Source organism: Algibacter sp. R77976 (assembly GCF_044594645.1).
Classification (GTDB): domain Bacteria; phylum Bacteroidota; class Bacteroidia; order Flavobacteriales; family Flavobacteriaceae; genus Algibacter_B.
This window is the reverse complement of sequence record NZ_CP138989.1, coordinates 2,293,711-2,319,422: the sequence shown is the minus strand read 5'-3', so window position 1 is coordinate 2,319,422 and position 25,712 is coordinate 2,293,711. Positions and strand designations below refer to the sequence as shown.

At 34.1% G+C, this 25,712-nt stretch carries 12 protein-coding genes; all 12 read right to left on the bottom strand.

Annotated features, from left to right (window positions below; translation table 11 throughout):
* Nucleotides 1-10 precede the first annotated feature (10 nt).
* The 12 genes from SJY43_RS10105 to SJY43_RS10050 all read right to left on the bottom strand — a co-directional run bounded on the left by SJY43_RS10105 (nucleotide 11) and on the right by SJY43_RS10050 (nucleotide 25,711).
* Complete coding sequence (locus SJY43_RS10105) at nucleotides 11-1,756, bottom strand: sulfatase (RefSeq protein WP_396600615.1); 1,746 nt, start codon at nucleotides 1,754-1,756, stop codon at nucleotides 11-13.
* A gap of 166 nt (nucleotides 1,757-1,922) precedes the next feature.
* Entirely contained in the window at nucleotides 1,923-3,050 is a 1,128-nt protein-coding gene (locus tag SJY43_RS10100; RefSeq protein ID WP_396600614.1) for a glycoside hydrolase family 105 protein, read from the bottom strand.
* 6 nt (nucleotides 3,051-3,056) lie between these two features.
* Nucleotides 3,057-5,321, bottom strand: coding sequence for a glycoside hydrolase family 3 N-terminal domain-containing protein (locus SJY43_RS10095; RefSeq protein WP_396600613.1), 2,265 nt, complete (start codon nucleotides 5,319-5,321; stop codon nucleotides 3,057-3,059).
* Nucleotides 5,322-5,346: 25 nt separating this feature from the next.
* Nucleotides 5,347-6,648 carry a family 43 glycosylhydrolase gene (locus SJY43_RS10090; protein WP_396600612.1) on the bottom strand — a complete coding sequence of 434 codons (1,302 nt, stop codon included), beginning with the start codon at nucleotides 6,646-6,648 and terminating at the stop codon, nucleotides 5,347-5,349.
* Between the two features lie 304 nt (nucleotides 6,649-6,952).
* Nucleotides 6,953-9,082: a BNR-4 repeat-containing protein gene (locus SJY43_RS10085; protein ID WP_396600611.1), complete on the bottom strand. Its 2,130-nt coding sequence runs from the start codon at nucleotides 9,080-9,082 to the stop codon at nucleotides 6,953-6,955.
* Between the two features lie 95 nt (nucleotides 9,083-9,177).
* A complete protein-coding gene (locus tag SJY43_RS10080) occupies nucleotides 9,178-12,711 on the bottom strand; it encodes a sulfatase-like hydrolase/transferase (RefSeq protein ID WP_396600610.1) in 3,534 nt (1,177 codons plus the stop codon).
* A 476-nt stretch (nucleotides 12,712-13,187) separates the two neighbouring features.
* Complete coding sequence (locus tag SJY43_RS10075; protein WP_396600609.1) at nucleotides 13,188-14,363, bottom strand: DUF5627 domain-containing protein; 1,176 nt, start codon at nucleotides 14,361-14,363, stop codon at nucleotides 13,188-13,190.
* Between the two features lie 39 nt (nucleotides 14,364-14,402).
* On the bottom strand, nucleotides 14,403-16,157 hold the full coding sequence (locus SJY43_RS10070) for a RagB/SusD family nutrient uptake outer membrane protein (RefSeq protein WP_396600608.1): 1,755 nt from the start codon (nucleotides 16,155-16,157) through the stop codon (nucleotides 14,403-14,405).
* Between the two features lie 27 nt (nucleotides 16,158-16,184).
* Nucleotides 16,185-19,181 (bottom strand): SusC/RagA family TonB-linked outer membrane protein, encoded by a 2,997-nt coding sequence (locus tag SJY43_RS10065; protein WP_396600607.1) that lies wholly within the window; start codon nucleotides 19,179-19,181, stop codon nucleotides 16,185-16,187.
* 110 nt (nucleotides 19,182-19,291) lie between these two features.
* Nucleotides 19,292-21,187 carry a RagB/SusD family nutrient uptake outer membrane protein gene (locus SJY43_RS10060; protein WP_396600606.1) on the bottom strand — a complete coding sequence of 632 codons (1,896 nt, stop codon included), beginning with the start codon at nucleotides 21,185-21,187 and terminating at the stop codon, nucleotides 19,292-19,294.
* Nucleotides 21,188-21,199: 12 nt separating this feature from the next.
* Entirely contained in the window at nucleotides 21,200-24,352 is a 3,153-nt protein-coding gene (locus tag SJY43_RS10055; RefSeq protein WP_396600605.1) for a SusC/RagA family TonB-linked outer membrane protein, read from the bottom strand.
* Between the two features lie 189 nt (nucleotides 24,353-24,541).
* Nucleotides 24,542-25,711 (bottom strand): alginate lyase family protein, encoded by a 1,170-nt coding sequence (locus SJY43_RS10050; RefSeq protein WP_396600604.1) that lies wholly within the window; start codon nucleotides 25,709-25,711, stop codon nucleotides 24,542-24,544.
* Nucleotide 25,712: the final 1 nt, after the last annotated feature.

Here is a 25,712-nt window from a genome sequence, read left to right as displayed (position 1 = left end):
TTTGGATAGATTAATTAAATTCAATTGTTTTACTTGGAACATATCCTATGCGATGAGCTTGAACTTGTATTTTTGATCCTTTTGGAAGTTCAACTGGTTCTTGATAAACCATCCAAGTATTTGGCATTTTTCCATCTTTAATAATTTTGTAACCTATTGAAGCGCCCTCAGTTTCACAACTCACGCTTATCTTTCCGTTTTCAAGACTAATAATGGGATTGGAAGTTTCTGGTTTACTTTTCTTTCCAGACCACAAACGGTCAACCAATTTGCGTTCGTCAAGATTCGGGGTATCTCCAATTTCAATTAACCACCTATCCATTTCTGCTCTCAACTCATTAAGCTTTTCTTGATACTTAGGATTATTGGCTAAATTATTCAATTCGAAAGGGTCTACTTTACAATCGAATAATTCTTCTTTTGGCTTATGTTCTCTAAACCATTGCATCTGTACATCGTTTAATTTACCTTCGGCTTTAAGTCTTAACAACTCTTGCATGGTTGGAATTTTTTCCCTGTAGGTAATAGGTAAATAATAGCCTTGTTCTGGTCTGTAATTCCTAATATATTTGTACTGGTTGTCTCTTACTGCTCTTATAGCATCGGTAAAACCGTCAAACCTATCTGCAGCAGCATGAATGTAGTTTCGTTCTTCTGTTTTATTCTCACCTAAAAAGGATTGTCCTTGAATATATGATTTTGGTGATGCTCCTGTTAACGATAATAATGTTGGTGCAAAATCGACAAAACTAATTAATTGTTCGTCTTTTGATCCGGCATTCATTTTATTTGGAAATCTAACGATCATTGGGGTATTTAAACCAGAATCGTAAATTAAACGCTTTTCTCGAGGAAGTGGCCCTCCGTGGTCTCCGTAGAAAAATATTATTGTATTTTCTAATAATCCATCTTCTTCTAGTTGCTTTAGTACAACACCTACTTGACTATCCATTTCTCCAATATTATTATAAAGTTTCCACATATCTCTACGCGTAGCTTCTGTATCTGGTAAATACGGCGGAATATCAAACTTTGTGTCTTTAGGGAGATGCTCTGGTGTCTTTGCCTCTGTCATTCTATTCTTAGCGTGAGATTTTCCAAATCCTTTCCATTTGTAATCTCTATCGCCTGCGTGATAGAACCTAGTTTCAATTTCTCTGAATCCATAAGGCTCAAAGAGTCCAGATTCATGTGTCTCAGTAAAGTTAAATACTGCAAAAAAGGGTTGATTATCATCTTTATTTCGCCAATGCGCATAAGGGCTGCTTTCGTCCCAAGCTGTAACTGGTGCTTTAAATTGATAGTCAGTTTTATAATTATTAGTGCAATAATACCCTTGAGTTCGGAGTAATTCGCTTATCATTTTCACCTCAGGTGGTGGTACTGCGCCATATTTAGGCACTCCCACCAACTCGTTATATGAGGTTGTTCGCATGTGGTTTGCACCAATGCCTGATGGATACATGCCTGTTGCAATTGCAGCTCTACTTGGTGCACAAACTCCGGATGTAGAATATAAGTTTGGATAGATGACACCTTCTTCTGCCAAACGACTTAAATTAGGGGTTGCCACCGTATTATCTCCAAACGGTGGAATATAAGCTCCCATATCTTCCGTAACTAACCAGAGTATATTGAGACCTTGCGGTAAATCTAAAGAACTTTTACCTATTTCTAATTTTTGATCTTTTTTTTTAAGTTCGTTACAACTTGCAAAACATAAGCACAATAGGACTACTATTTTAAGGAACTTCATTTATATCTTTTTTAGTTGAATAAAAATAGCTTTATAAACACAAAATAGTGTCCTGTATAGTCCTGAATTTTATGACTAATAAAAACATAAAGCTCATTTTTTCAATAAATGTTGAAAAAATGAGCTTTACTATAATATAGCAAAATACTTTTTGCTTAAACTAAAATTAATCTAACTTCAAAATCTCACTACCTGCCATTAAAAAGGCGCCTGTTCCAAAGTTTTGCCAAGAATCTGCCGATGCTGGCTCTGGGAAAGCTCCAATGTTTTGCACCCATCCTACACGACCATCTTCATGCTGACATTTTGCAATGGCATTCCATGCTTTTTTTACTGCTGGAATATGTTTTTTATCTAACAAGCCGTTATTAATTCCCCAAGCTAAGGCAAATGTATGAAAGCCACTACCACTTACCTCTCCGTGATTATAGGTTTCTGGGCATAATAGACTTGTACGCCACAAACCATCTTCTGGTTGAATGGCTAACATTTTTTCGGCCATTTCTTTGTACAGTTTTTCGTAAAATGGACGGTGTTTGTAATCTGCAGGCATATCATCTAAAATTAAAGCTAAACCAGCAATTACCCAACCATTACCTCTAGACCAGAATACTTTTTTCCCGTTTGGCTCTTTTGTATCTTTATCATTCCCTTGCCAAACAAAACGCATATCTCTTGCAAACAACTGTTCTTCTTCGTCATACAATTGGTTATATGTTTGCATATAAAACTTATGCATTTCGTCTAAATACTTTGGTTGATTAGTATGTTTTGCATACAAATTAAGTACTGGAGGTGCCATAAATAAAGCATCGCACCACCACCATAAAATGGTACGGCCGTATTTTGTTTTATCTGTTCCAGCTTTCCAATTATCATCTTCATATAAATGGGCATCTAAGAATTTTTTAGTAGGTTCTAGATCTACAAAATTCTTTCTATTTTGAGTCATATCAATATACATGTAGCTATATGAAATAGCAACATCATCGGCATGATGCATTCTATCATAAGTTTGCCAGTTATTCCAATAGGCTTGGTTTTTTAGAGCCGCCATATACATCATATTTTTTGTGGCTTTGTGTGCTCTAGTTACACCTGTATAATAGGCTCCTGCGGTCCAATCGGTTGGTGCAATAGCAAAAATGGGATGTGCTTCTTGCCATTCTAAAGCCTTAATCATTGATGTTTTTATATGGGCTTTGTCGATAGGTTTAACCTCTCCTGCTTTTTGAGCAGTTGAACAATTAAATAATAATACAACGGCCAAAAGTGTTAAAATCGTTTTATTCATTATGTTTTATTTTTTTAGTTTGAATGTTGTTTCTATATAGTCTTGTGACGAGGTTCCTATTTTAACAGTATAATCACCAGCTTCTAAAACTTTCTCCATTGAAATACCTGTAAATTCTAACATTTTAGGAGTAATCTTGAATGAAACGGTTTTGCTTTCGCCTGCATCTAATTCTATTTTTTCAAACCCTTTTAATTCTTTGTCTGGTCTTGTAACAGATCCTATTTCGTCTTTGATATACATTTGTACAACTTCTTTAGCTTTTACGTTACCGATATTGGTAACCTTCACACTTACTTCCAATTCTGTACTTGGTGTGATTTCAGCGTTAGAAATTGAAATATCTGAATATTCAAAATCACCATAACTCAACCCATGACCAAATGGGTACAATGGCCCTTGTCCTAAAAATAGATATTCTTTTTTATAGTTAATCTCTTTCATGCTGTAATGAAAAGGTATTTGCCCAATAGATCTTGGTATTGTAACTGGCGATTTACCAGATGGTGACACCTCTCCAAACACAATTTTTGCTGTAGATTCATCTCCAAATTCACTTAAATCCCATGTATCTAAAATAGCATCAGCTTGTTCTGAAATTACGTTTATTGATAAAGTTCTTCTATGTTTTAAAACAACAATTACTGGTTTTCCTAAAGCCTTAATTTTTTCTACCAATTCGTCTTGAGGACCAACCGGATCTATAGTTGCTCTATCTCCTAAGGTACTATTACTAAAATAAGCTTCTTTTGATGTAAACTCATCACCACCTAGGAATAAGATAGCCACATCGGCAGATCTAGCTTTATTAACTAAACTCGCTATAGCTTTAGGATCTCTATCTAAAAGCTTTGGCGCACCTCCTTTTTCGTCTGTTAAGTGAAATCCTTTTTCTGCAATAAATCTTACATTATTACCAGCCACAGATTGAAACATTGCTTTTGTATTCTCTTTTAATAAAGGCCCAAGTAATGCAACTTTAACAGGTTTATCTTTTGATAACGGTAAGGTTTTGTCTTCATTCTTTAATAGAATAATAGACTCTAAATCTGATTCTTTAGCTAATTCTAAAGACGATTCTGCTCTTACTCCTTTTTTAACTTCTTCAATATCAATATACGGATTGTCAAAAAGTCCTAAGATGAATTTTGTTCTTAATACGCGACGTACAGATCTATCAATTAATTTTTCTAATTCTGGATTTTTCTTAACCATTTCTGGTAGATATGAATACGAATCTTCGGCATATAAATCGATATCAATCCCAGCTTCTAATCCCATTTGTGCTGCAGCCTCAGGAGACTCTGCAACATTCATAAAATAAAACAGACGTGCAATGTCATTAGAATCTGAAACCACGTAACCCTCAAACCCCCATTGATCGCGAAGTACACCTGTTAACAATTCTGGATTCCCGTGACTTGCCACTCCATTTAAATCGCCATGCGATGCCATGATGCCCAAGGTTTTAGCTTCTTTTACTGCTGCTTCAAACGGTGGGTAAATTTCGTCAATTAAAGTTCTTTCAGAAATTTCTATAGCCGCGAAGTTAGAACCTCCTAATACTTGTCCATAACCTGCAAAATGCTTTGCAACTGCTCCAATATGTGTTCCATTTCCTAAACCTTCATAATCACCTTGTACACCTTTTACTGCACTAGTTACCATTTGAGTTGTTAAATAAGTATCCTCTCCAAAAGCTTCACTCATACGTCCAAAACGCGGATCGCGCACCAAATCCGCTTCAGGTGAATGGCACATGTGCATTCCTCTTAATCTTGCTTCTCTACCAACAATATCCCATTGTCTTTGCACTAATTCTGGATTAAATGACGCTGCAGATGTCATTGGGCGACCAAACCTAGTACAGCCTTCTGCATCTACACCATTATAAGATTCGGTAACGAACAATGCTGGGATACCCCAACGGTTGTTTTCTATAATGTATTTTTGAAGTTCGTTATTTAATTTTGCTGCAGCTACAGCATCAATATGTTCTCCAGGGTTTTTAATTCCTGCAATACCTAACTTTAATTTTTTTATGACTCTATCTGAAAGTTTTAAGTTGCCGTTTTCATCTGGTTTAGTCCCAATATTGGCATGAAAAATTCGCATTTGAGCAACTTTTTCTTCTAAGGATAACTTTGGTAATAGAGCTTCTACCCGTTCTTCTATTGAAAGTGAGGCATCTTTATAATCTGAAGAGCCAGACGTGTTTTCTCCACACGACAACATAATTAATAAACACGATAAAAAAAGTAATTTCTTCATTAGTTTTGAATGTATTTGAATTGATTTAGTTTTTAAATTGTAATTGATTTAATATAAAAGATTCTTCCTTTACTCCTTTAAACACAAGGCACAACGATTGATTTTCTTTTAGTTTTTTTGTATTAAAAGTTCTCTTTTGAAACGTGTAAATATCATTTTTAGGCACTTCGCAAACAAATAACAAATTACCGTTAGGATTATCTTCTCTTATTTCTACTAGCGCTGCTTGATTTGCTAAAACATCTAATTCTAATATCGATTTATTACTTAAACCTTTTATATTAGGGTAAATAACATAACTAGCATTTTCTAATGGTTGAATACTGAAACCGCCTTTAGTATTTTCGACCTTATTTAATTTATATGCTTTAAAAAAATCTTCAGCCTCAATACTAGAATTAGCATTATAATTACCAACACCAATGCCATCAACTCTAATAGTTGCTATGTCGCCGTTATCCTTATAGTGCACATAACTTATAAAGCTATCTCTAAAATAACGATTTCCTGTTTGACTAATATCACAGTAAATAAAATACCATTGATTATGCCACTCAAAGAATGAACCATGGCGCCCTTGTAAAAAGCCATTCGGCCATGTGGGTTCATCATATCCTTGAGCAAAACTCGATTCTTTTATTACAGAATCTTTATAATCGTAAGGACCATAAAGATTATCAGACATGGCATAAAAACAACCCCAAGACAAGTAATATTTACCATTGTATTTATGCACAAATGGCTTATCATCTGTTGGCATCTCTTCATTATTACCATGCGGATTATAAGGCCCTCTTGGGTTTCTAATTTCTATTTTCTTAGGAGTTTCAGCTAAACTCATCATATCATTATTAAGCTTAGCAATGTAATATTCCCAAACACCAAAAATGATGTAATGTTCACCATCATCCTCAAAAACAGCCATATCATACTCATGAGTTGGAGTCATGTCAGATTTCAAAAGAGGTTTCCCTAGTACATCTTTCCAAGGCCCAACAGGTGTATCGCCTACTACAACTCCTGATTGCTCGTTACCTTCAGAAAAATAAAAATAGTATTTATCGTTTTTATAAGCAGCATCGGTTGCCCAACATCTAGAAAAATCTTTGCCAATGTAGGTGTCTTTTGGATTTAAAACACTACGTTTCGTCCAATTCACTAAATCTGGCGACGACCATATCCACCAATCTTCCATAATAAATTTGTCGTTGTTTATAGACTTATCGTGAGATGCATAAACGTATGCGGTATCGTTAAAAATATGAATATGCGGATCATTTAACCCAACGTTAGATACAATAGGGTTTTGGGCGTGCACTAAAATCATAAAATTTAATAGCATTACCAGATTAACAACCCTTTTACACATGTTTTTAAATTCTAATTTACATAAAAAATAACGAACAATAAAGGTATAATATCATCCTTTCTTACCCGTCCTGTAGTGTTATGGTGTAATATGTTTTTTTTAGAAAAAATAATTTATAAGAATTCAATTGATTCTATTTTGAAGTTTTTAAAATAATATCTAACCAATAATTTAAGAATGGATTATTACCGTCCATTTCGTTTGTTTAAGGGCCTTCAAAATTTATAAAATAAAACACTATTCTTTTTATTTTACAAATCATCTATTTAAGTACTATCTTACTCACTATATGACTATTGTTAACAGTAAATTCTAGAAAATAAATTCCATTTGTATAATTAGATAAATCGACTTCTTTTTGTGAAACATCTCCTTTTATCAAAACCTGCCCTTGCATATTTACCAATCTATATTTTACATTTTGAAGATTTGATACAATACTAAATATTCCTTTACTAGGGTTTGGGTAAATAGAAACTGGGTTTTGTTCAAAATCATTTATACTTAATGCCGATGTAAGAACAAATTCTAATTTATCTGGTGTACTAGATAAAGATCTTCTTTGAGTGATTCTTACAATGTTAGCACCTTGATTTAGTATAATATTTTGAATTTTAGATTCTCCAAAAACTTCCCAGTCAAATGTCCTTGTAATATTTACGCCTTCATATAAAGTTCCATTAATGTCTATATCCATAATAGAATCGTCTCTGTTTCTATTAGCTGCTGTAATTATAAAATCGTAAGTTCCTGGTGTATCTACCTGAAATGTATATTGTAACCATTCACTACCTTGAAAATGAACAACAACAAAACCATTTGATGCTGTTGAACTAGCTTCAATATCCACATCATCTGATTTGTAAACACCTCCAGAATTACCAACAGATATATCGTTATAACCAACATCTTGCCCACCTGCATCGTAGTCTTCAGCTTCAATTTTTATTTTAACTGGATTTGGCACATCTAATTCTGACAACGTAAATTCTTTAAAATATAAGGGACGTTTATCTCCTACACCAGGCGTATTATTTCCAGTATCTTCCATAAGGTAAACATAGAGTTTGTTACCTGCTACAAATGCATCAAAATGGTTATAAGATATGGAATCTGTTTCTGTGTAAATTATTTTCCAATCATTCGTACCTTCTAAAGTTGTTTTTATATTAACCTTACCAGATAAAAGCTCAACCATAAACACATGGTTTTTGTAGCTATATAATTCACCGCGCGTATCAGGATTTGGAATTAAACCTCCTGCATTACTTGAAAAGTTAGAATCTCCTGGTCCTTTATAGTAGTGAACATTAATATTATCAACTCGGGTAACAAAATGGATAGCTCCACTTTCAGTTACAGTCCATGACGGGTCTGACGATGTTCTAGGTTGCGAGGCTGTTCCAAAATCTTCACCAGGTTCTGCTATTTTTACGGGGTCCGGATTTGGATGAATATTATTTTGAATAGGAATAGAAATAGGATTATCATAAACATCAAACCATTGACTTGATTGATTTTTTGGAATATCATTAGTATATGCGAAATATAATCCACTATTTAACATATAACCATTACTTGTTTCGGTATCGTTATTTGTTGAATAGCGTATTGAAAAACCGGAATAAAATTTCCCATTTAAAAAACGCTCTCCTCCATACATATTATTTCTATCTGGCACAGGCAAAGTCCCTTCATGATACAACCAGTTATTAGTCCAAGTACTACCATTGTAATGAGCCATAAAAATATCTCCGTTACCAGAACCTCCAATTCTATATCTAGCTACAAGACTACCATCGTTTGCTCTATGAATCATTGGATATGTAATACGGTTATAATCTTGTCCTAATTTTAAATAATTTTGTTTTGGATTGAATATGCTTAAATTAAACTGAGCATCTGGTACGAAAGCACTATTTGCAACTGAAACAGAATAATTAAAAAAATCGTTAGGTAAATTTGATTCCCTATAAGCATGCATATCATATAATATATGAATGGTATTATCTATTGTACTTATCCCAATAGCCGCAGTATTATGAGAGTCCCCTCTAATACCTGTGCCATTAAGAATTTCACCACCTTGACCTACATGCTTATGAGGAAATTCAATAGTAACCCAAGGGGAATTAGCAATATTTAAATTCCTTCTTGACAGCATTAAATTACGCGTGTCCATACCGCCTTTATACCAAGTTACAAAAGCATAGCCATTAACAACATCTAAACAATCGCCATGAGGTGATATTCTTTTGCCAAACCTATAATTAACATCCTTGGTTCCTGCAAAGTATAATCCGCCTTCACCGTCTGGTGTTACCTTTGTTGAACTATTAATTGTAACCTCTAACTGTTTTTGAGCTTCGATTCCCCAAATAAAAGACAGCATAACAAGTATTGTGAAATATTTTCTTATTATTTTGTTATTTTTGGTAATTCTATGTAATAAAAAAAAGCATCTTCCAGATGAAAGATGCTTTATATTTAAAATGAATTAATCTTTAGTTGTATAGTATGTTTACCCGGTGCGAGCCTTATAGACTCAAAGGCCGAGGGCACTTTTTCTCCGTTATGAATTAAGTCTTTTCCTTCTAAGCCGTTAAGCGAAAATTCTGCAACCATATTGCCTGGAATTTCAATTTCATAGGTCTGTAATCTAGCCCCATTGTACGTATATTTTCCTTTAATCTGACCTCTTACAGTTGGTACGGTAATCTCACTAGATTTTAATTTACTCATTTGAGGTTTAATGGTTGTTACACCAAATCCTGCGGTTTTAGGCTTAATTCCCCATAGCCCTCTCGGAATTACATTTGCAGGTGCCGCACCCCAAGCATGGTTCCAATCTAAGTTTATTTTATACTCATAATCCCAGGCTTCTAAGCTAATTGTTGAGCCTGCTCTAATCATATTGTACCAGCTTCTTTTAGCTTTACTCGCTAATAATTCAAGAGCATAATCTGCTTCTCCTGCATTGTATAAACCATCCATTAAAAATTGCGCACCGTAAACACTACAAGCCATTCCTCTAGATTTTACATAATCTACAACAGAACTAAAGTGTTCTTCTGGAACAAGTCCAAATGCTAAAGGCATCATATTGGCGTGTAAAGAGGCGTGGTCTGTACCAATACCATCAACATAAACACCACGTTCTTTATCGAACATTTGCTCGTTAACCGCTTTTTTAGCTTTTGCAGCTCTATATTCAAAATCTAAAGCTTCTTGGGTTTTCCCTAATAAGTTGGCAAACTCAGCCATAATCTTCATATTCTCGTAAAAGAATGCATTAATAACTGTACTGTAAGGTTTGAATACAAAACCATCACGCTCTCCTTTTGTTTTACTTCCCGCAAAATTCTTTGAAGGCCAATCTACAATATCAGTCAATGGTTTTTTATAACCCGGTTTAAAACCTAACTTATACATAAACTCTTCTGTAACTTTTGTTGATGTAATCAAACCATCTTCATTAGATAACTCAAAAAGTGTTTTATGTTTTAAAGGTTCATAATAACGTTCTATAAGTTCAGTATTTCCCGTATACATGTAATCTGCGTAGATTAACAACGCCACATGCTGCTGCCATTCTGTAGGCCATGTTGGATGCTCCATAAAATACTCAATGGTACGTCTTGCCATTGCAAACTCTCTATCAGTAGTATAATGGCTTAACTGATTTAAATACGCATCAGCTTCATAAGGAATACGTTCTCTATCTCCATCTACATACAATCCGTTAAACGTTGTTGCTTTAATAGAGTATTTAGAGAAATCCCAAACTTGATTCAAAATATCATTGTTACTACTAAAACTACTGGCATTATCATCCCAATAACTCGTGTGTCTTAATTGTTCGAAGTCTTCAGATTTTAAAGCAGTTTTAGCCCCTTCAACTTCAGCATATCTAAAAGGCTGTAGTACAGGAAAACCTTCTGGTAACGGAATGGCCTTACTTGGTCCTTTCATACGTTTGTCTGGAACTGGATTAATTGCAATTTGGTATTTTGTTTGTCCAGGGGTTACATCAACCTTAATTTCTTGATAACGTATGTTACTTTTCTTTGGTACAATTCTATTTACATTCCCCTTATCATCAAGCATTTCGCCAATTCTAACCGTTAATGTATGCGGTTCTTTAGCTTCATAATTAAAGTCTATAGTTGCAAAGGCAGCCTTACCAAAATCCATAAAGTAAAAATCACCTCTATTTTCAAATTTAACAGGCTTTACTCTATCTACTTCATATTTGTTTTCAGTTGAAATGATATAATCATCTGGCTTTCCCGTTGTGAATTTTTGCGCTTCTGAATAATCAACTAACCTATTTGCTTCATCCCAAATACGAACTTTCCAATAATATGTTTTTCCTATTTCTAAAGTAGGTCCTTGATACTCAACATCTGTAGATTTAAGTGATGCCACTCTTTGGCTATCCCAAACATCACCATTATTATTATCGATATCCTTTTTATTTGAAGCTACTAAAATTTGATATGCACCTTGAAACTTAGAGCCTAATGGTACTGTCCATCCAAATTCTGGTTTTAAATCAAATATTTCAACATCTGTAGCCGGTTCTCTTATTAATTCAACCGTTAAATCTGTTGGAGCAGCTCTGTATTCGTTGCTATTTTTCTTAATTAACTCGTCTAGCTTAGCACGTAATTCATCAGCTATCGCTTTGTATTTTTTCTTTCCTATTAGGTTTTTAACCTCTTTTGGATCTTTCTTTAAATTGTAAAGTTCTTCAATAGACTTATCATTAACATATCTAAAATATTTCCATTCATCGGTACGAACACCTTCACTTGGCGGAATTTCACTAAAATCCCAAATATGCTCAATTAAAACGGCATCTCTTCCTATATTATTAGCTTCTTTTTTAACAATTGGCATTAAACTTTTTCCTTGCCATGTATCTGGTGCTTTAACCCCTGCAATATCGGCAATAGTTTGAGGTACATCAATATTTAAAACCATATCATCAATATCTTGATGTTGATTTAATCTAGGATCGAACACAATTAAGGGTACACGTACAGAGTTATCATACATTAACCATTTTCCAGCTAGTTTACGTTCACCTAAAAAATAACCATTATCACCCATAACAATTATTACGGTGTTTTTATCAACTCCTTTTTCTTGTAATTTTTTACGGATTTTGGCAATTTCCAAGTCTACGCCGGCGATCATTCTATAATAGCCTTTTAAACTATGCTGATACTTTTCTGGAGTATCATAACGCCATGTCCATCTTAACCAATTAAAACCATCTCTAACAATTTTAGGTTGTGCATCAAAATATTTATCATCTGCTAATTCAGGACCTGGTATTGTTGTGTTAGAAAGTAAATCATTTGTGGTTTCTTGCCAGAAATATTGTTCTGGTGCGCCATCGTGTGCATGTGGTGCGCTAAAACTCAATGAAAGGCAAAATGGTTTTTCGTTTGTTGCGTTTTTATCGATAAAATCAAGAGCTTGTTGTCCTGTATATCTAGTTAAGTGTACTGTATCATTATCTATAGTTTTATAATAATACCCTCTTCTATCTTTGAATCTATTATTTCTATCATAATCTTCATATTCATCAAACTGTTTATCCAAATGATTATACCTTACACCATATTTACCATAAAACCCTGTATGGTATCCATTATTTTTTAAAACAGTTGGATACGAATTTGTCATGTATTCATCTCGAATATTTCCTGTTTGAAAATTGTAATTATGCGCCCTTTCATGCAAACCCGTTAGTAAACTTGCTCTACTTGCTGCACAGATTGGTGTTGTAACTATTGCTGTATTAAAATAGGTCCCAGATTTTGCTAGGTTATCCATCTCTGGTGTTTCTACAAACTCATTTCCTGCGTAACCAATAGCATCAAAACGCTGATCATCAGTAAGAATAAATATGATATTTGGTTTTTCCTGATTATTATTTTGCTGAGCATGAGAAAAATTCAAACTACTCAAAGCCCCAAATAAGACTACTAAAAAACTATTTTTAAACATACGTGTTATTAATTTTAATAATTTACTTTAGATTAGTTTTTTTAATATAAAATTTAAAAGATAAAAATAAAAATTTGTAGCTCAATATCTATCCTGCTCTGTCCTGAATAAAAATAATAAACTTTTAGATAAATAAAAAAACCTCCATTTTAAAACTTAATTCTAAATGGAGGCTATACTTGACTAACTCAATTAATTACATAATTTAAAACAGTATTAAACACATATGTTATATTATATCTGCTCATTTTATATATTAGGTCAAATTTGTTAATTATCTAATAAATCTACTGAAAAGAAAACCGTATTAATTTTATATAAAATTATAGTATTTCAAATACGAAACTGTCCTGTTGTATCCTGAAAATTACATATTACTTTTTTTGTAGATTATAACTTTATATAATACATAAAAAAAGCGGAGATCTATTATGACCTCCGCTATTTTTTAACTTATTTAATTTAACTATTTTTAATTAAGGCGTTTCTTCTAAATTTACAGTAAACTCCTCAAATTTTACATCTCGGTCTCTTATTACTAAAGTATCTTTAACTGTATGTAATAAATCAAATGTGGCTGTTTCTGTTGAAATTAATCTACCAAAAAAGCGGTTCTCTGTGACTTCAACTTGTGTTTCTCGGTACTCAAAATCTAAGTAAATTACGTCTCGAGTTTCCCCTCCCCATTCATCTCCATCTTCTACAAATTTTCCTGAGCCCGTTACAGCAACAGTACTAGCTGGATCAGCATTAGTAACAGTAATTTCTTCATTATCGTTAAATGTTAATAGTAAAGACAGCTTATTATTAGTAGCAATACCTGGCCTTCTAACATCAATAGTAGCAATTGCACTTTTCCTTCCGGCAGTTGATACTGGAAGTAATTCATCACCTACAACAAACTCAGATCTATAAACTGTAGAGCCTTCAATTTCCTCTGAAACTGTTACTGTGGGATCACCACTTTCAAAAACCGTAACCGTTTCGTTAGCCCCTGAAGCTGCATCCTCACCGCGTCTTAAATAGATACCTTGATATTTGTTCATAAACTTAATACCAAAAAGTGTATAGTCTTTAGGTTGTGCTTGTGTTTGCCAATCAGTTTCACGTATTTTAATAGGACTATCTACAGCTGGAACACCTGTTAAAAGCGAATCTAATTCTTCGTAATCTGTAATTCTAAGAGGTAGAACATAGTTAACGGAATCCTTTTCTGCAACAAATGCAAGTGGGTCATCAAAAAATGCATCTGTAAGTTGCACCGGGATACGTCCTTTTGTAGAACCAGAAGGAATTGTTACTGGACTTTCTTGTTCTATAGTATAATAAGAAGCAGGTAACACTTTTACATTTACTGATTCTACCCCTGCCAATTGACTTGGATCTATTAATTCGGGAGCCAACTCAAAATATACCCTACGGTTTTTATTATTATTATAAACGCCCGACATAACAACGCCAATTTCAAATCGACCATTATTATCGTTATCATTATAACCTAAATCATATTTACCCTGAATTAGTGTTCTTACAGGGGTTTGAAATGGAAAATATACTGAAGTTGAACCAAAATCGTCAAATTCATTTTCTTGATTCTCACAAGCCATTAAACTAAATGCAATAGCCAGTATTATTACTAATTTTATTTTCATGTCTAATATTTTTTAATTCTTTTAAGGTAAACAATTATGCTACCAACCATTGTTTTGCTCAAGTTCTGAAAATTTTATCGTTTCAGCATTTGGAATTGGCATATAAGTAGCAAACGGTTGATAATTTCTAATTTCTACAGACGGTAACTCTACATAATTAGTACCATTATAAAAGTACCCCTTGGCCGTTTCATTTAAAGGTAGTCCCCATCTTCTAAGATCCCAGAACCTGTGCCCTTCAAAACTTAGTTCTATACGACGTTCATTTCTAATTAAATCTCGCATATCCTCTTGACTCGTAATAGATGCCAAGTAATTATCTGGTGCAATTCCGGCTCTATCACGTATTGCTGCAATTACATCTCGAGCGGTAATTCCATTAACCTGATAATCTGGACCACCAATTTCATTAGCAGACTCTGCTAATATTAAAAATAATTCAGTATATCTAAAATACACGTCAGCATGTATTTTCCCTGATGTAGTTCCATCGTTATTAAGTTTAACATCTGGTTGTAATAATTTTTTAAGGTAGTACCCCGTAGTAGTTGAGAACTGTGGAATAGAATCCAACCTATCAATTCCGCCACCAAGACCTGTATTAATTATTCCACCACCAAAAGAAGTCCCATTAAGAACAACATACTTTTCTAATCTAGGGTCTCTATTAGCATAAGGGTTTTGTGGGTCATAATCACTAGACTCATCAATTGGGGTTCCATCTACCATAGGAAATGCATTTACAAAGTTATGCGTTGGATTAATCTCTCCTCTTCCATTAACTGAAGGCGGAAACATTCTTTTCTCATAAGTTGAACTAATACTTCCTAATGATCCACGCCAAAGTATTTCGTCTCTTATTATTACATTATTTTCATCCTTTTCTTTATAAAATTCACCTCCATCTGGATTTAAACCAGCAACACCACCAATAGTATTTAAAATTTCGGATGCATTATTTGCTGCCATATTATAATAGCCTTGATCATTTAAAAATGAAGGACTTGCAGCAAAAAGTGCCAAACGCGCTTTTAGTGCTTTTACAATTCTTCCTGAAATTCGTAAATCAAAAAAGTTATCATTGACTACTTGGTATTTATTAAAATCAAAATTTTCTAAATTTGAGTACCATGGGTCTACATTTCCCTCACTTAATCCATAATCTGTTGGTAATAAACCTAAAGATTCATCAAAATCTTTCATAATCGCCTGAACAGAAGCTTCAAATGATAAACGCGGTGTATTAAAATCACCGTCAGATTCAATAAATTCAGTAAAGTATGGAATACCTAGTAACTCACCAGATTCGCCTACTCCAGCGTGCGCCTGTAGCACATAAAAATGATGTAATGCTCTAAGTGCAAGCGCTTCTCCCTTCAAACGCATATTAAACATATCGTTAGTTAAGGTATCTCTACTCCATTGCATTTCTCCGGCGTCAACAATTTCTATAAATCTGTTTACCCAGAATACGCGCTCAAAATTATTCCAGCGGGATGCCGGATTAAATTGCGCGTTTAACTCGCCAAGAGCCATTCGCTTATAGTCATTATTTACAGTATTACTAACACGAGTTAAAAGATTAGTAACAGCATCATCTGTAGCCGCTTCAGAAAATGAATATTGATTAACTAAGTTAGAATATCCATTTAATAATATTCCTTCTGCTGCCTCTGGATTCGTGCTAACAAAATCAAAATCTAACCTGTTTTCATCAACAGGTTCCAGAGTATCACAGGCAATCATACCAGTAAATACCAGCATAATTAATATATATTTTATTAAATTTTTCATTTTATTTATCTTAATTTTCTAATTATATTAAAATGACGCTCTCACACCTAGAGTAAATGACCTAGTTAGTGGTGTAGCACCAATTCTTAATTGGCGAATATCTTTGTTCTTTGCTATTTCCAAGAGGTTAGTTCCTTGCAAATTTAAACTTAAATCTTCCATACCAAGTTTGTTAATTAAATTATCATTGAATTCGTATGTTAATTGCGCACGGTTTATAGTAAAATAACTCGTGTCGAACAACCAAAATGAAGAGGTTTGAAAGTTATTCGAGTTGTTTTGTGATGACAACCTTGGAAACGTTGCAGTATCTGCCGTTTCTGGTGTCCATCGTCCTAAAACAACTTCAGAATATTTAACATCACCATTTACGCCATAGTAATTGTTATAATCATCATGTAACTTATCACGAACAGCTCCTGTTTGCCCTGTACCTAGTATGTATAAATTAAATGCTTTATACTTTAGGTTTAGGTTTACACCATAGCTCCAAGGACTGCTAGACTGTCCGATTTCAACTCTATCATTATTATCAATAATATTATCTCCGTTTTGATCCTGATATTTTATATCTCCTGGCTGAACATTTCCGAAATTTGGAATAGGTTGACCAGCATTTAAATTACCAGCTGTGTCAAAATCAGATTCCGCATAAAAACCTTGATCTACTAATCCCAAAATTGAAGATAGTTCTCTACCAACTGCATTTTGATAAGCAAACTCATTTAATTCAGAACGTTTTAGGGCTTTCGTTTGGCTGTATAAAACGTTAGCACCAATTCCTACTGAAAAATCATTATAGGTCTTATTGTAATTCATTCCTATTTCAAAACCAGTATATTCATTTTTATTAAAATTATCATAAGGTCTAAATGTATTATAATAAGATGGGTATTGGGCATCTAAAAAATCTACTTGTTTATCCAGTTCCGTTTTAAAATAATTAAATTCTAACCAAAGTGAATTCATTAAATAACTCTCAAAACCAATATTTAAGTCTATACGTTCTTCAAAACCTAAGTCAAGATTTTGGCCTTGGGAAATATTTTGTCTGCTATTAGCATTTGCATCAGCCCACTTAAAATTGTTACCATCAGAATAGTTTGCATCATATAAGTAATAACCACCAATACCCTGATCGGACTTTATAATACCCCCTGAAGCCTTTAACTTAAGGTAGTTGAAAAATTTACTATCTTTTAAAAACGGTTCTTCACTTAAAATGTAAGCCACACCAGAAGTTGGTGATAAAGCACCTCTGTTTCCTTCCGCTAATTTTAGTGAATTAACGTAGGCTCCACTAAAATCGAAAAATAGTTTCTTTTTAAAGTCATAAGCCATTTGAAATCCTAAATGCGCATCAACATCTGTTTGAATTACATCATTTCTCTTTTGTGAATTATAGTACCCTAGAAATGTCGTACTTAAAGAATGGTCTTTGGCAAAATTGGTTTCATAATTAATCAGACCATAAATACCAAATCGAGATACAAAACCATTGGTGCTAACATTTTCTTTTATATCTTTTAGGTCTTCACCAAAAATACCAGAATTATCTGCAAAAGGGTTAAGTGGATCAACATTATTAATACCAAAATTAGTGACTCTATCGCCTTCCCAACCTGGTACATATGTTTTATAGTCATTATTTATGGATAAATTATAAGAATCATAAAAATCAAAACTCACATAGGTTTTAGCCGTTAAGCCTTTTGTTACCCTGTCTAAGTCAAAATTAATTGTATTGTTAAACTGTGTAGAACGAAACACCGTGTTTTGATAACCACCAGCAATAGCGAGAGCTATAGGTGCGTCTGTACCAAACTGTTGCGTTGATCCTAAAAGAAATCCATTAAACTTACGTGCCGCTTGTAATTGACCGGCAACCGTTGGGTCACTAGTATCAACTAAATCAACTGGTATAAATGGTGAATAGGTATTTGGCCTAAAAGTAGTACCCTCACTTAATAAATTAGCTCTTGACGACTTACTTGTGCTAATAACTGCAATTCCATCCAGACTACTACTAATCCAATCGTTTATTTTAAAATCCATATTCCCTCTTACATTAAAACGATTAGCACCAGCATTGATATCGTCATTTATATCAACCCAGGCATCTTCACTAGTCCAGCCTACATTAACATAATATTGATTTTTTTCATTTCCACCAGAAAACTCAGAAATAACGCTTGTAGCATTTATAAAAGGTTGTACAAATTCATTTGAATACAGGTCTACATCTGGGTACTTGTATCTGTTATTACTTGTTCTAAATTCTTGAATAAGTGATGGCGCGAAAAAATCATCCAACCCATCATTATTTCTAGCTTCATTAAAAAGTGTCATATATGCAGCAGAACTCAAATAGTTTGGCAACGCCCTTGGCGCTCTTATTCCAGTACGTATATTCACATTAACTTCTTTTTTATTAATTTGACCGCGTTTTGTGTTGATAACAATAACTCCATTTCTACCTTGACTACCGTATAATGCCACAGAATTAGCGTCTTTTAGAACCGTTATTTGCTCAACCTCTTCCATATTTAAAATATTAGGATCACGACCAATAACACCATCAATAACAAAAATGGCACTACCTATACCTCTAATATTATCAGAACCTCTAACTCCTGGGGTTAAGCCGTTAATGTAATCTCTTACCCATTGCGTATTGTCATAGGTTAACCGGTCTCTTGTATTTATTGATGATACTGCTCCTACAATATCACGACGAACTTTAGTGGCAACTCCCATCTTAATTTCGTCATCTTCCGAAGCGAGAAAAGGAGATTTAACCAAGGTAATATTACCTGTTAAGTCAGACATATCAATAAGTTCTGATTCATACCCTTTTTTTTCAATTACAACAGATTCATCACTACGTAATGGTATTTGAAACTGTCCTTTAGCATCCGAAGTTGCTTTATCTCCACTTGGGCTAAAAACAGCAACTCCGCTTAAGGGGTTACCTTGTTCATCAACCACAGTTGCTTTTACATCTACACCCTTTGTTTGAGCCATTGTAATATTACTTAAGCCAAATACCATTAAGCAAGCTAGAGTAAACAACCTATATAATTTATTTATCTTCATTTTTTTCTTTATATTAATTAAAACGAATTTGTACATGACTACCAACCTGGATTTTGAGGGAAGCCCTCGTAAATTCGCGTTTGTTTAGCTTCAAAAGGTAACCAATAGTGTTGCGGAAACTCACAAATTCTCTCGACAATAAGTCTTTCTGTAAAGCTAGTTCTGTCTTCTGGAAAATCTAAGGCTAATTTTCTTTTGTATTTATCTAAATGTGCTAATCCCCATCGGCGAATATCTACCCATCTGTGTGCTTCATAACTTAACTCGACAGCTCTTTCTCTTCTAAGTTCATCCATAAACTTGTTGCTATCTCCCACTATACTAGGATGTACATTAGGAATACCCGCACGATCACGAAATAAATTAATAGCTGCCTCGGCAGTTAAGTTGTAAGATGCTGGTGCCGTAGTTGCTCCCTTAGATGCGTGTAATGCTTCTGCATACATTAAATAAACATCTGTAAGTCGCATATGCATACGCATACCAGAATATTGACCTATAATGTTATTCCATTTACTATGATACTCGCCATCTACTTTAGGATAAAATTTTGTCCACATATAGCCGGTTGTAGACTTTTTATTATCAAAGATTGTTCTACGGTGTATACCTGCATTACTTGTATTTTCATACCAAAGTTGCGCAAATCTGTGCTGTGCGTCTACTCCTGTTGCTTTTGGAGCTACCTCCTGCCCATCTATAATATGCCATCTGTAAAAACGTGGATCACGATTTTCAAAAGGCTTAGTAGGGTTAAACAACGGTGTACCGTATGCGCCACTAAGATCATCTTCTATAGAAAGTCCATTAGACATTCCAAAATTGTTATGAATATAATTATGAGTAGGCGAGATACTTTCAGAAATACTACCATGTATATCTCTATTTACTCCAGATGTCATAAATCTTTCGGCTTGATCTTGATTACCTCCTCCTGCAGAGAACACATATTCTGTACCTCCTGGCCATGCATTAGGTGTTGCTGTTTTCCAAAACACCTCATCATAATTTTCCCAAGAAGCTAATCCATAACGTCCTTGGTCTGCTAATTTAAGAATCCCTGCAAAAGCATCAACAGCCATATCACATAACTCGGTGTCATATTGATAGGTATTTACGCTACCGTTATTTCCAAACATTAAAGGGCTTGCTGCTAATAGTAAGTTTTTACCTTGGAAAGCATATGCCGTTCCTTTTGTAAGCCTACCCTTATTTTCACCAAATGTTAATTGTCCATAAGTCTCGTTATCCCAATCTACAGGTAATAACTCAATAGCTCTTTTGTAATCTTCATTAGCAAGTAAAGCCACTTCTTTATAGGTTTCTGGACGTGGTATTTCAAAATCCTCTATTAATACTCTATCAATGTATGGATAACGTCCCCAAAATTTCATAATCTCATTATGGAAAAATGCTCTAAAAAAATAAGCCTGTCCTAGAAGAACATCTTTCTCCTCTTGACTTGCATTTACCATTAAATCAATATTCGCAATTACAATATTAGCTTTACGAATACCACGTAAGCTGCCATCATATAACCCCGGTCTTTGTCTATTAAAATTATTAATATTATCAACATTGGCAGAATTGGTACCTGTTAAACCATATTCAGAACTTAGGTGGTTATTGAAGTAAGAATAACTATCTGATATCACAGCATTGAAGTTACCTGCATCTATATCACCACTTATTTTTACTTCTCTATTAACATGGCCGTCATCACCCAAAAGAAAGTCTTGAAAGGTATGTGCTTGCACTTCATAAGCTACTACTGAGGCATACATTTCTTCAACAAAACCTTGCGCATTTTTAAAGCTTGAAAAAACCTCTACTTCGTCTATGACTGACTCTGGTGATTGATTTAAATAATCCTCACATGAATAAGACAATACGAGTCCTAGGATTATTAATATTTTTATTTTATAGTTTTTCATTATTTCTTTTTTTTAAAAATTCATATTAAAACCAAAGTTAAATCTCTTTAGAGTAGGATAATTTCCTCTAGATTGCGAATCACTTATTTCTTGCGCATTATTTCCAGTATTAAACTCTCTATCATCTGGCATATTAGACCATAAGTACAGGTCATTACCGTTCGCAAAAACTTGAAGTTTCTTCAGTCCAATTTTTTCACAAAATTCACTAGGTACATCATAAGATAAAGAAACTGCTTTAAGCCTTGTTAACGATCCATCCAACCATGTATCTCTAGGATTGGTAGCTCCATTTGCTGACCATGCCGGTTGTGTATCTGTATTGTTAGGCGTATCTACGGTCCAATAATCTAAATCGTGCGTGTAAATTAATGGTGTTTGTTGCGTAAAGGTATTGTTACTAAATCGTCTAGAAGTATTTTGAGTGCCATAAAACTGCGCCGAAAGACTCCATCCTTTATATTTAGCCCCTAGAGTAGCACTCCAGTTTCTTTGTGGTTGTTCTGGATAACCAAACGGTGCATTATCAAAATTAGAATTGTAAATACCGTCTCCATCAAAATCAACAACGTCATAATACCCTACACGTGTTACGTTCTGATTGTTTACTACTGGTGTTGACATATAAACATCATCCCAGTTGGTTAAAATCCCAGCGGGAATTGCTGTTCTTGATTGCCCAATAGGGTAACCAGCAAACCTTTGATAATCAGGTCTACCTATTGGATCGTCTCTTGATATTACTTTATCTATGGCTTGAGTATAGTTAAAATTACCAAATAGATTTAACCCGTTCTCAAAAGTATGATTGGCACCAAGAACAAGCTCAAAACCTCTTACCTCAACCTCACCAGTATTAAGATCTGGAGGCGTTGCTCCATAGAAATCTGGTACACTTAGGTCTTTACCTTGTACTATAATATTATCACGATCTTCTGCAAAATAATCAAATTCACCAGTTAACATTCCATTAAATATAGAGAACTCGGCCCCTATGTTATACTTAATAGATGTTTCCCATTGAAGGTTTGGATTTCCAACTAAATCTTCTCTATAAAACGTATAAGGCGATCTTCCTGCTGTGCCCTGATATGTACTTGGTACTAAAAATGCTGAACCAAATACAGGACCTCCATTTGCCCATTGGGTAATATACCCAAACCTATCTGAAGGTTTATCATCACCAACAAGCCCATAAGACCCTCTGATTTTAAGTTTATTTAACCAATCAGCATTCTCTAAAAACGCTTCGTTTGATGGTGTCCAACCTAAAGCTATAGAAGGAAAGAGATCAAAACGAAATTCTGGACCAAATTTTTCAGACCCATTGTAAGCTCCGTTTATATCTATAAAGTATCTTGAATCGTAATTATAAGTTAGTCTTCCCACCCAACTTTCAAGGTGCTTTGGAAAAACGCTACCTTTAGCAATTTCTTTTCTTCTCATTAAAAACAACGCAGTAACATTATGTTTCTCACCAAAACTCATATCATAATTGAAAGAAAAATCATAAGTTAAGTTTCTTTCTCTTTCACCATTCTCAACCTGTGAAGTTCCTAAAGTCCAAGGATCTTGAACATAATCAAATGGACTACCACTATCTGGAATATCAAACTGCTCACGATCACCATCGTAAAACCTATATATTACACCCCCATCATTTAAGGATTGCTTACTTCTCATATTATTATCTAGCGAAAACCGCCCTTGAAAAGACAGGCCTTCCGTTATAAAATCTAATTTTTGCTTTAGTATAAAATCTGTATTTACTTGAAAGTTCCTAAAAGTATCATACCCATTGGCTGATAAAGCAACAATAGGATTATTGAAAATAAAAGCCGAATTTATTGATTGCCCATATAAACCATCTGGATATACAGGTGTATATAGGTTTGGAGCTATTTGGTAAATTCCATTTGTAACATTACTCACACTAGCAGGTTTTTCTCTAACCCCTAAAAAACCAGCAAGATTAACAGACAACTCTGTTGTACTTGTAATATTGAAATCAATATTACTTCTAAAGTTAAATCTATCGTACTTAAACTCGCCTAAATTACCTCGTCCATTATCGTACTTACCACCATCAAAAATATCACTAACGGTTTGATAAGCTAAACTACCAAAATATTTAGCCGTTTTATTACCACCACGCACAGACAAATTAACTCGATAATCTTGCGCAAAATCTTTCAACAATTCATCTTCCCAGTTAATGTTTGGATAAATATAACTTTCTTCCAAAGATGCCGGGTTCCTGTATTTATCAAGAATAGCCATTGGCGTATAATCACCCCATGAGTTTGGCTGAATTGCTAATTCTCTAAGAATAGAGCTATTTGCTTGTGTTATTGCAGCATAAGAATCTAATTTTTCTGGTAATTGCGACACCATTTTAACGGTTGTATTGAAATTTAGAGACAACTCTGCTTTTCCTGGTTTACCCCTCTTAGTAGTAATTAATATTACACCATTTGCACCTTCTACACCAAAAACAGCTGTAGCAGAAGCATCTTTAAGTACCGACAGGTTTTCGATATCGTTCATATCTATATCTGTCATGGACCTCTCTACACCATCTACCAAAACAAGCGGACCTCCATCACCATTCCATGAACTTAGTCCACGAATAAATATTCTTATATTATCCTCTCCAGGAGCTCCACTACCTTCTATTGCAGTAACACCTGGTAAATTACCTTGCAATGCCTCTTCAACATTAGTGATACCTGCTGCCCTTTGCATTAAGTCCGCTCCTTTTACTTGAGTAATGGCTCCCACTACACTTTCTTTTTTCTGGGTACCATAACCTACAATAACTACTTCATCTAAACTCGCTATATCTTCTTCTAGGTTTACATTAATGGTTGTTTGTCCTTTTACTGAAATTTCAACCGTTTTAAAACCTATGTAAGAAAACACTAAAGTTTTTTCACCTGTAGTTAATTCAAGAGCATAGTTTCCGTCAAAATCTGTTGACGCTCCTCGAGAAGTTCCTTTTTGAATGACACTTACACCTGGTAAAGGGATGCCACCAACATCTTTAACAACACCAGAAATCCTTTCCTGTGCTTGTAAATTAACACTTGTAAAACCGGACAAAACCAGTACTAGCATTAACATCCATCCAAAGACAGGAAATTGTCTTTTAAAATTTTGTTTCATTTTGAGATTTAGTTTTAACATAAAATTAATTTAGTTGATATATACAAGACTTTTTTTAATAAAAAATAGTCTTAAATATATGTTAACAATTTTACAACATATTCATTGTTCAACTATCCTGTACTATACTGCATATTGGTGTTTTTAACAAAAAACCCTTACAAAGAACTTATTACGTGTTGTATAGTATTATTTCTGAATCCACAATAAAATGTACCTAATTGGCATGTTTCTTATTACTTCATGCTTATTAGGCATTTCGGGTAGCGCTTTCCATGTTTCAATATAATTATCGTTATTAAACATTAATCCCGAAAAAAGTAGCGCTGGTTGTTTTACCGGCCAATCTTCCCAATACATAACATCTTTTTTAAAAGGCCATGTATTTTTATCCTTAATATAAGGAAACAAAAATTGAACTCCTAGTTTTAAACTATTACCGTCTTGAGTTTGATAGGTAAAAAGATTATCTTTATTCGTAGTTAATAATTGTGCTAAACCAGACAAGGCATCTAAATTAAAAATAGAATAACCATAGGGTTTGGTTCTTGCTAGTTCTTTAGGAAAACTTCCATCGATTGCCATTTGCTCTAATAGAAGTTTATTTTTAAACATTCGCTTACAAAATAGCACTTGCTCCTTATTATCTACCAACTTAGCAAAAGCTGCCACTTGCATTGCCCAACATGTACTATGATTGTTACCATGATCACGTTCTTTAATGCCGTATTTATGCCTAGTAAGCCAGTTTAAATATTCTGAAAACCAATCTTTTATTTCACTTACTTCTTGTTTCTTATAGAGGTCTGAATCTTCAATGACTTTTACAGCTAAGGCTACTTCTATTAAATGAATGGTATCAATAATACCAATTCCCCTGCCCGTTACTTTTCCTTTTATGGCTTGTGCATAAAGTAAATGGGGATTCATCTTGGTGTCTTCATTAACAAACCAAGCTTTTAAATGCAGCATCAGTTTATGTAAATAAACATCATCTTTAGTTATTAGATATGCAGAAGCCAAAGCACCTGATATTTGACTAAGTCTAATCATAGAGTGTCTGTGTGCCACAAAATTATCGGGGTTTGATAATCCGTCTTTACGAATATAAGGGCCATCACGATCCTCTGGATTAGGCCACCAATAATCGCCTTCAGAATAAAAATCATGCTTGGTTCCAGCGCTTCTTTTAGAGGTATGAGATGTAACCGTAACAGGTTCTAAATTCAAAAATTTTTGAGCATCTTCTAGAACTCCATCTTTTACAAGGTCTTTAACTATTTCAAAATCAGTTTTAGTTTCCCTTGAGCAAGATGCTAACAGTATAAAAAAAGGCAGAAAAAAGCATTTGCTATTCATA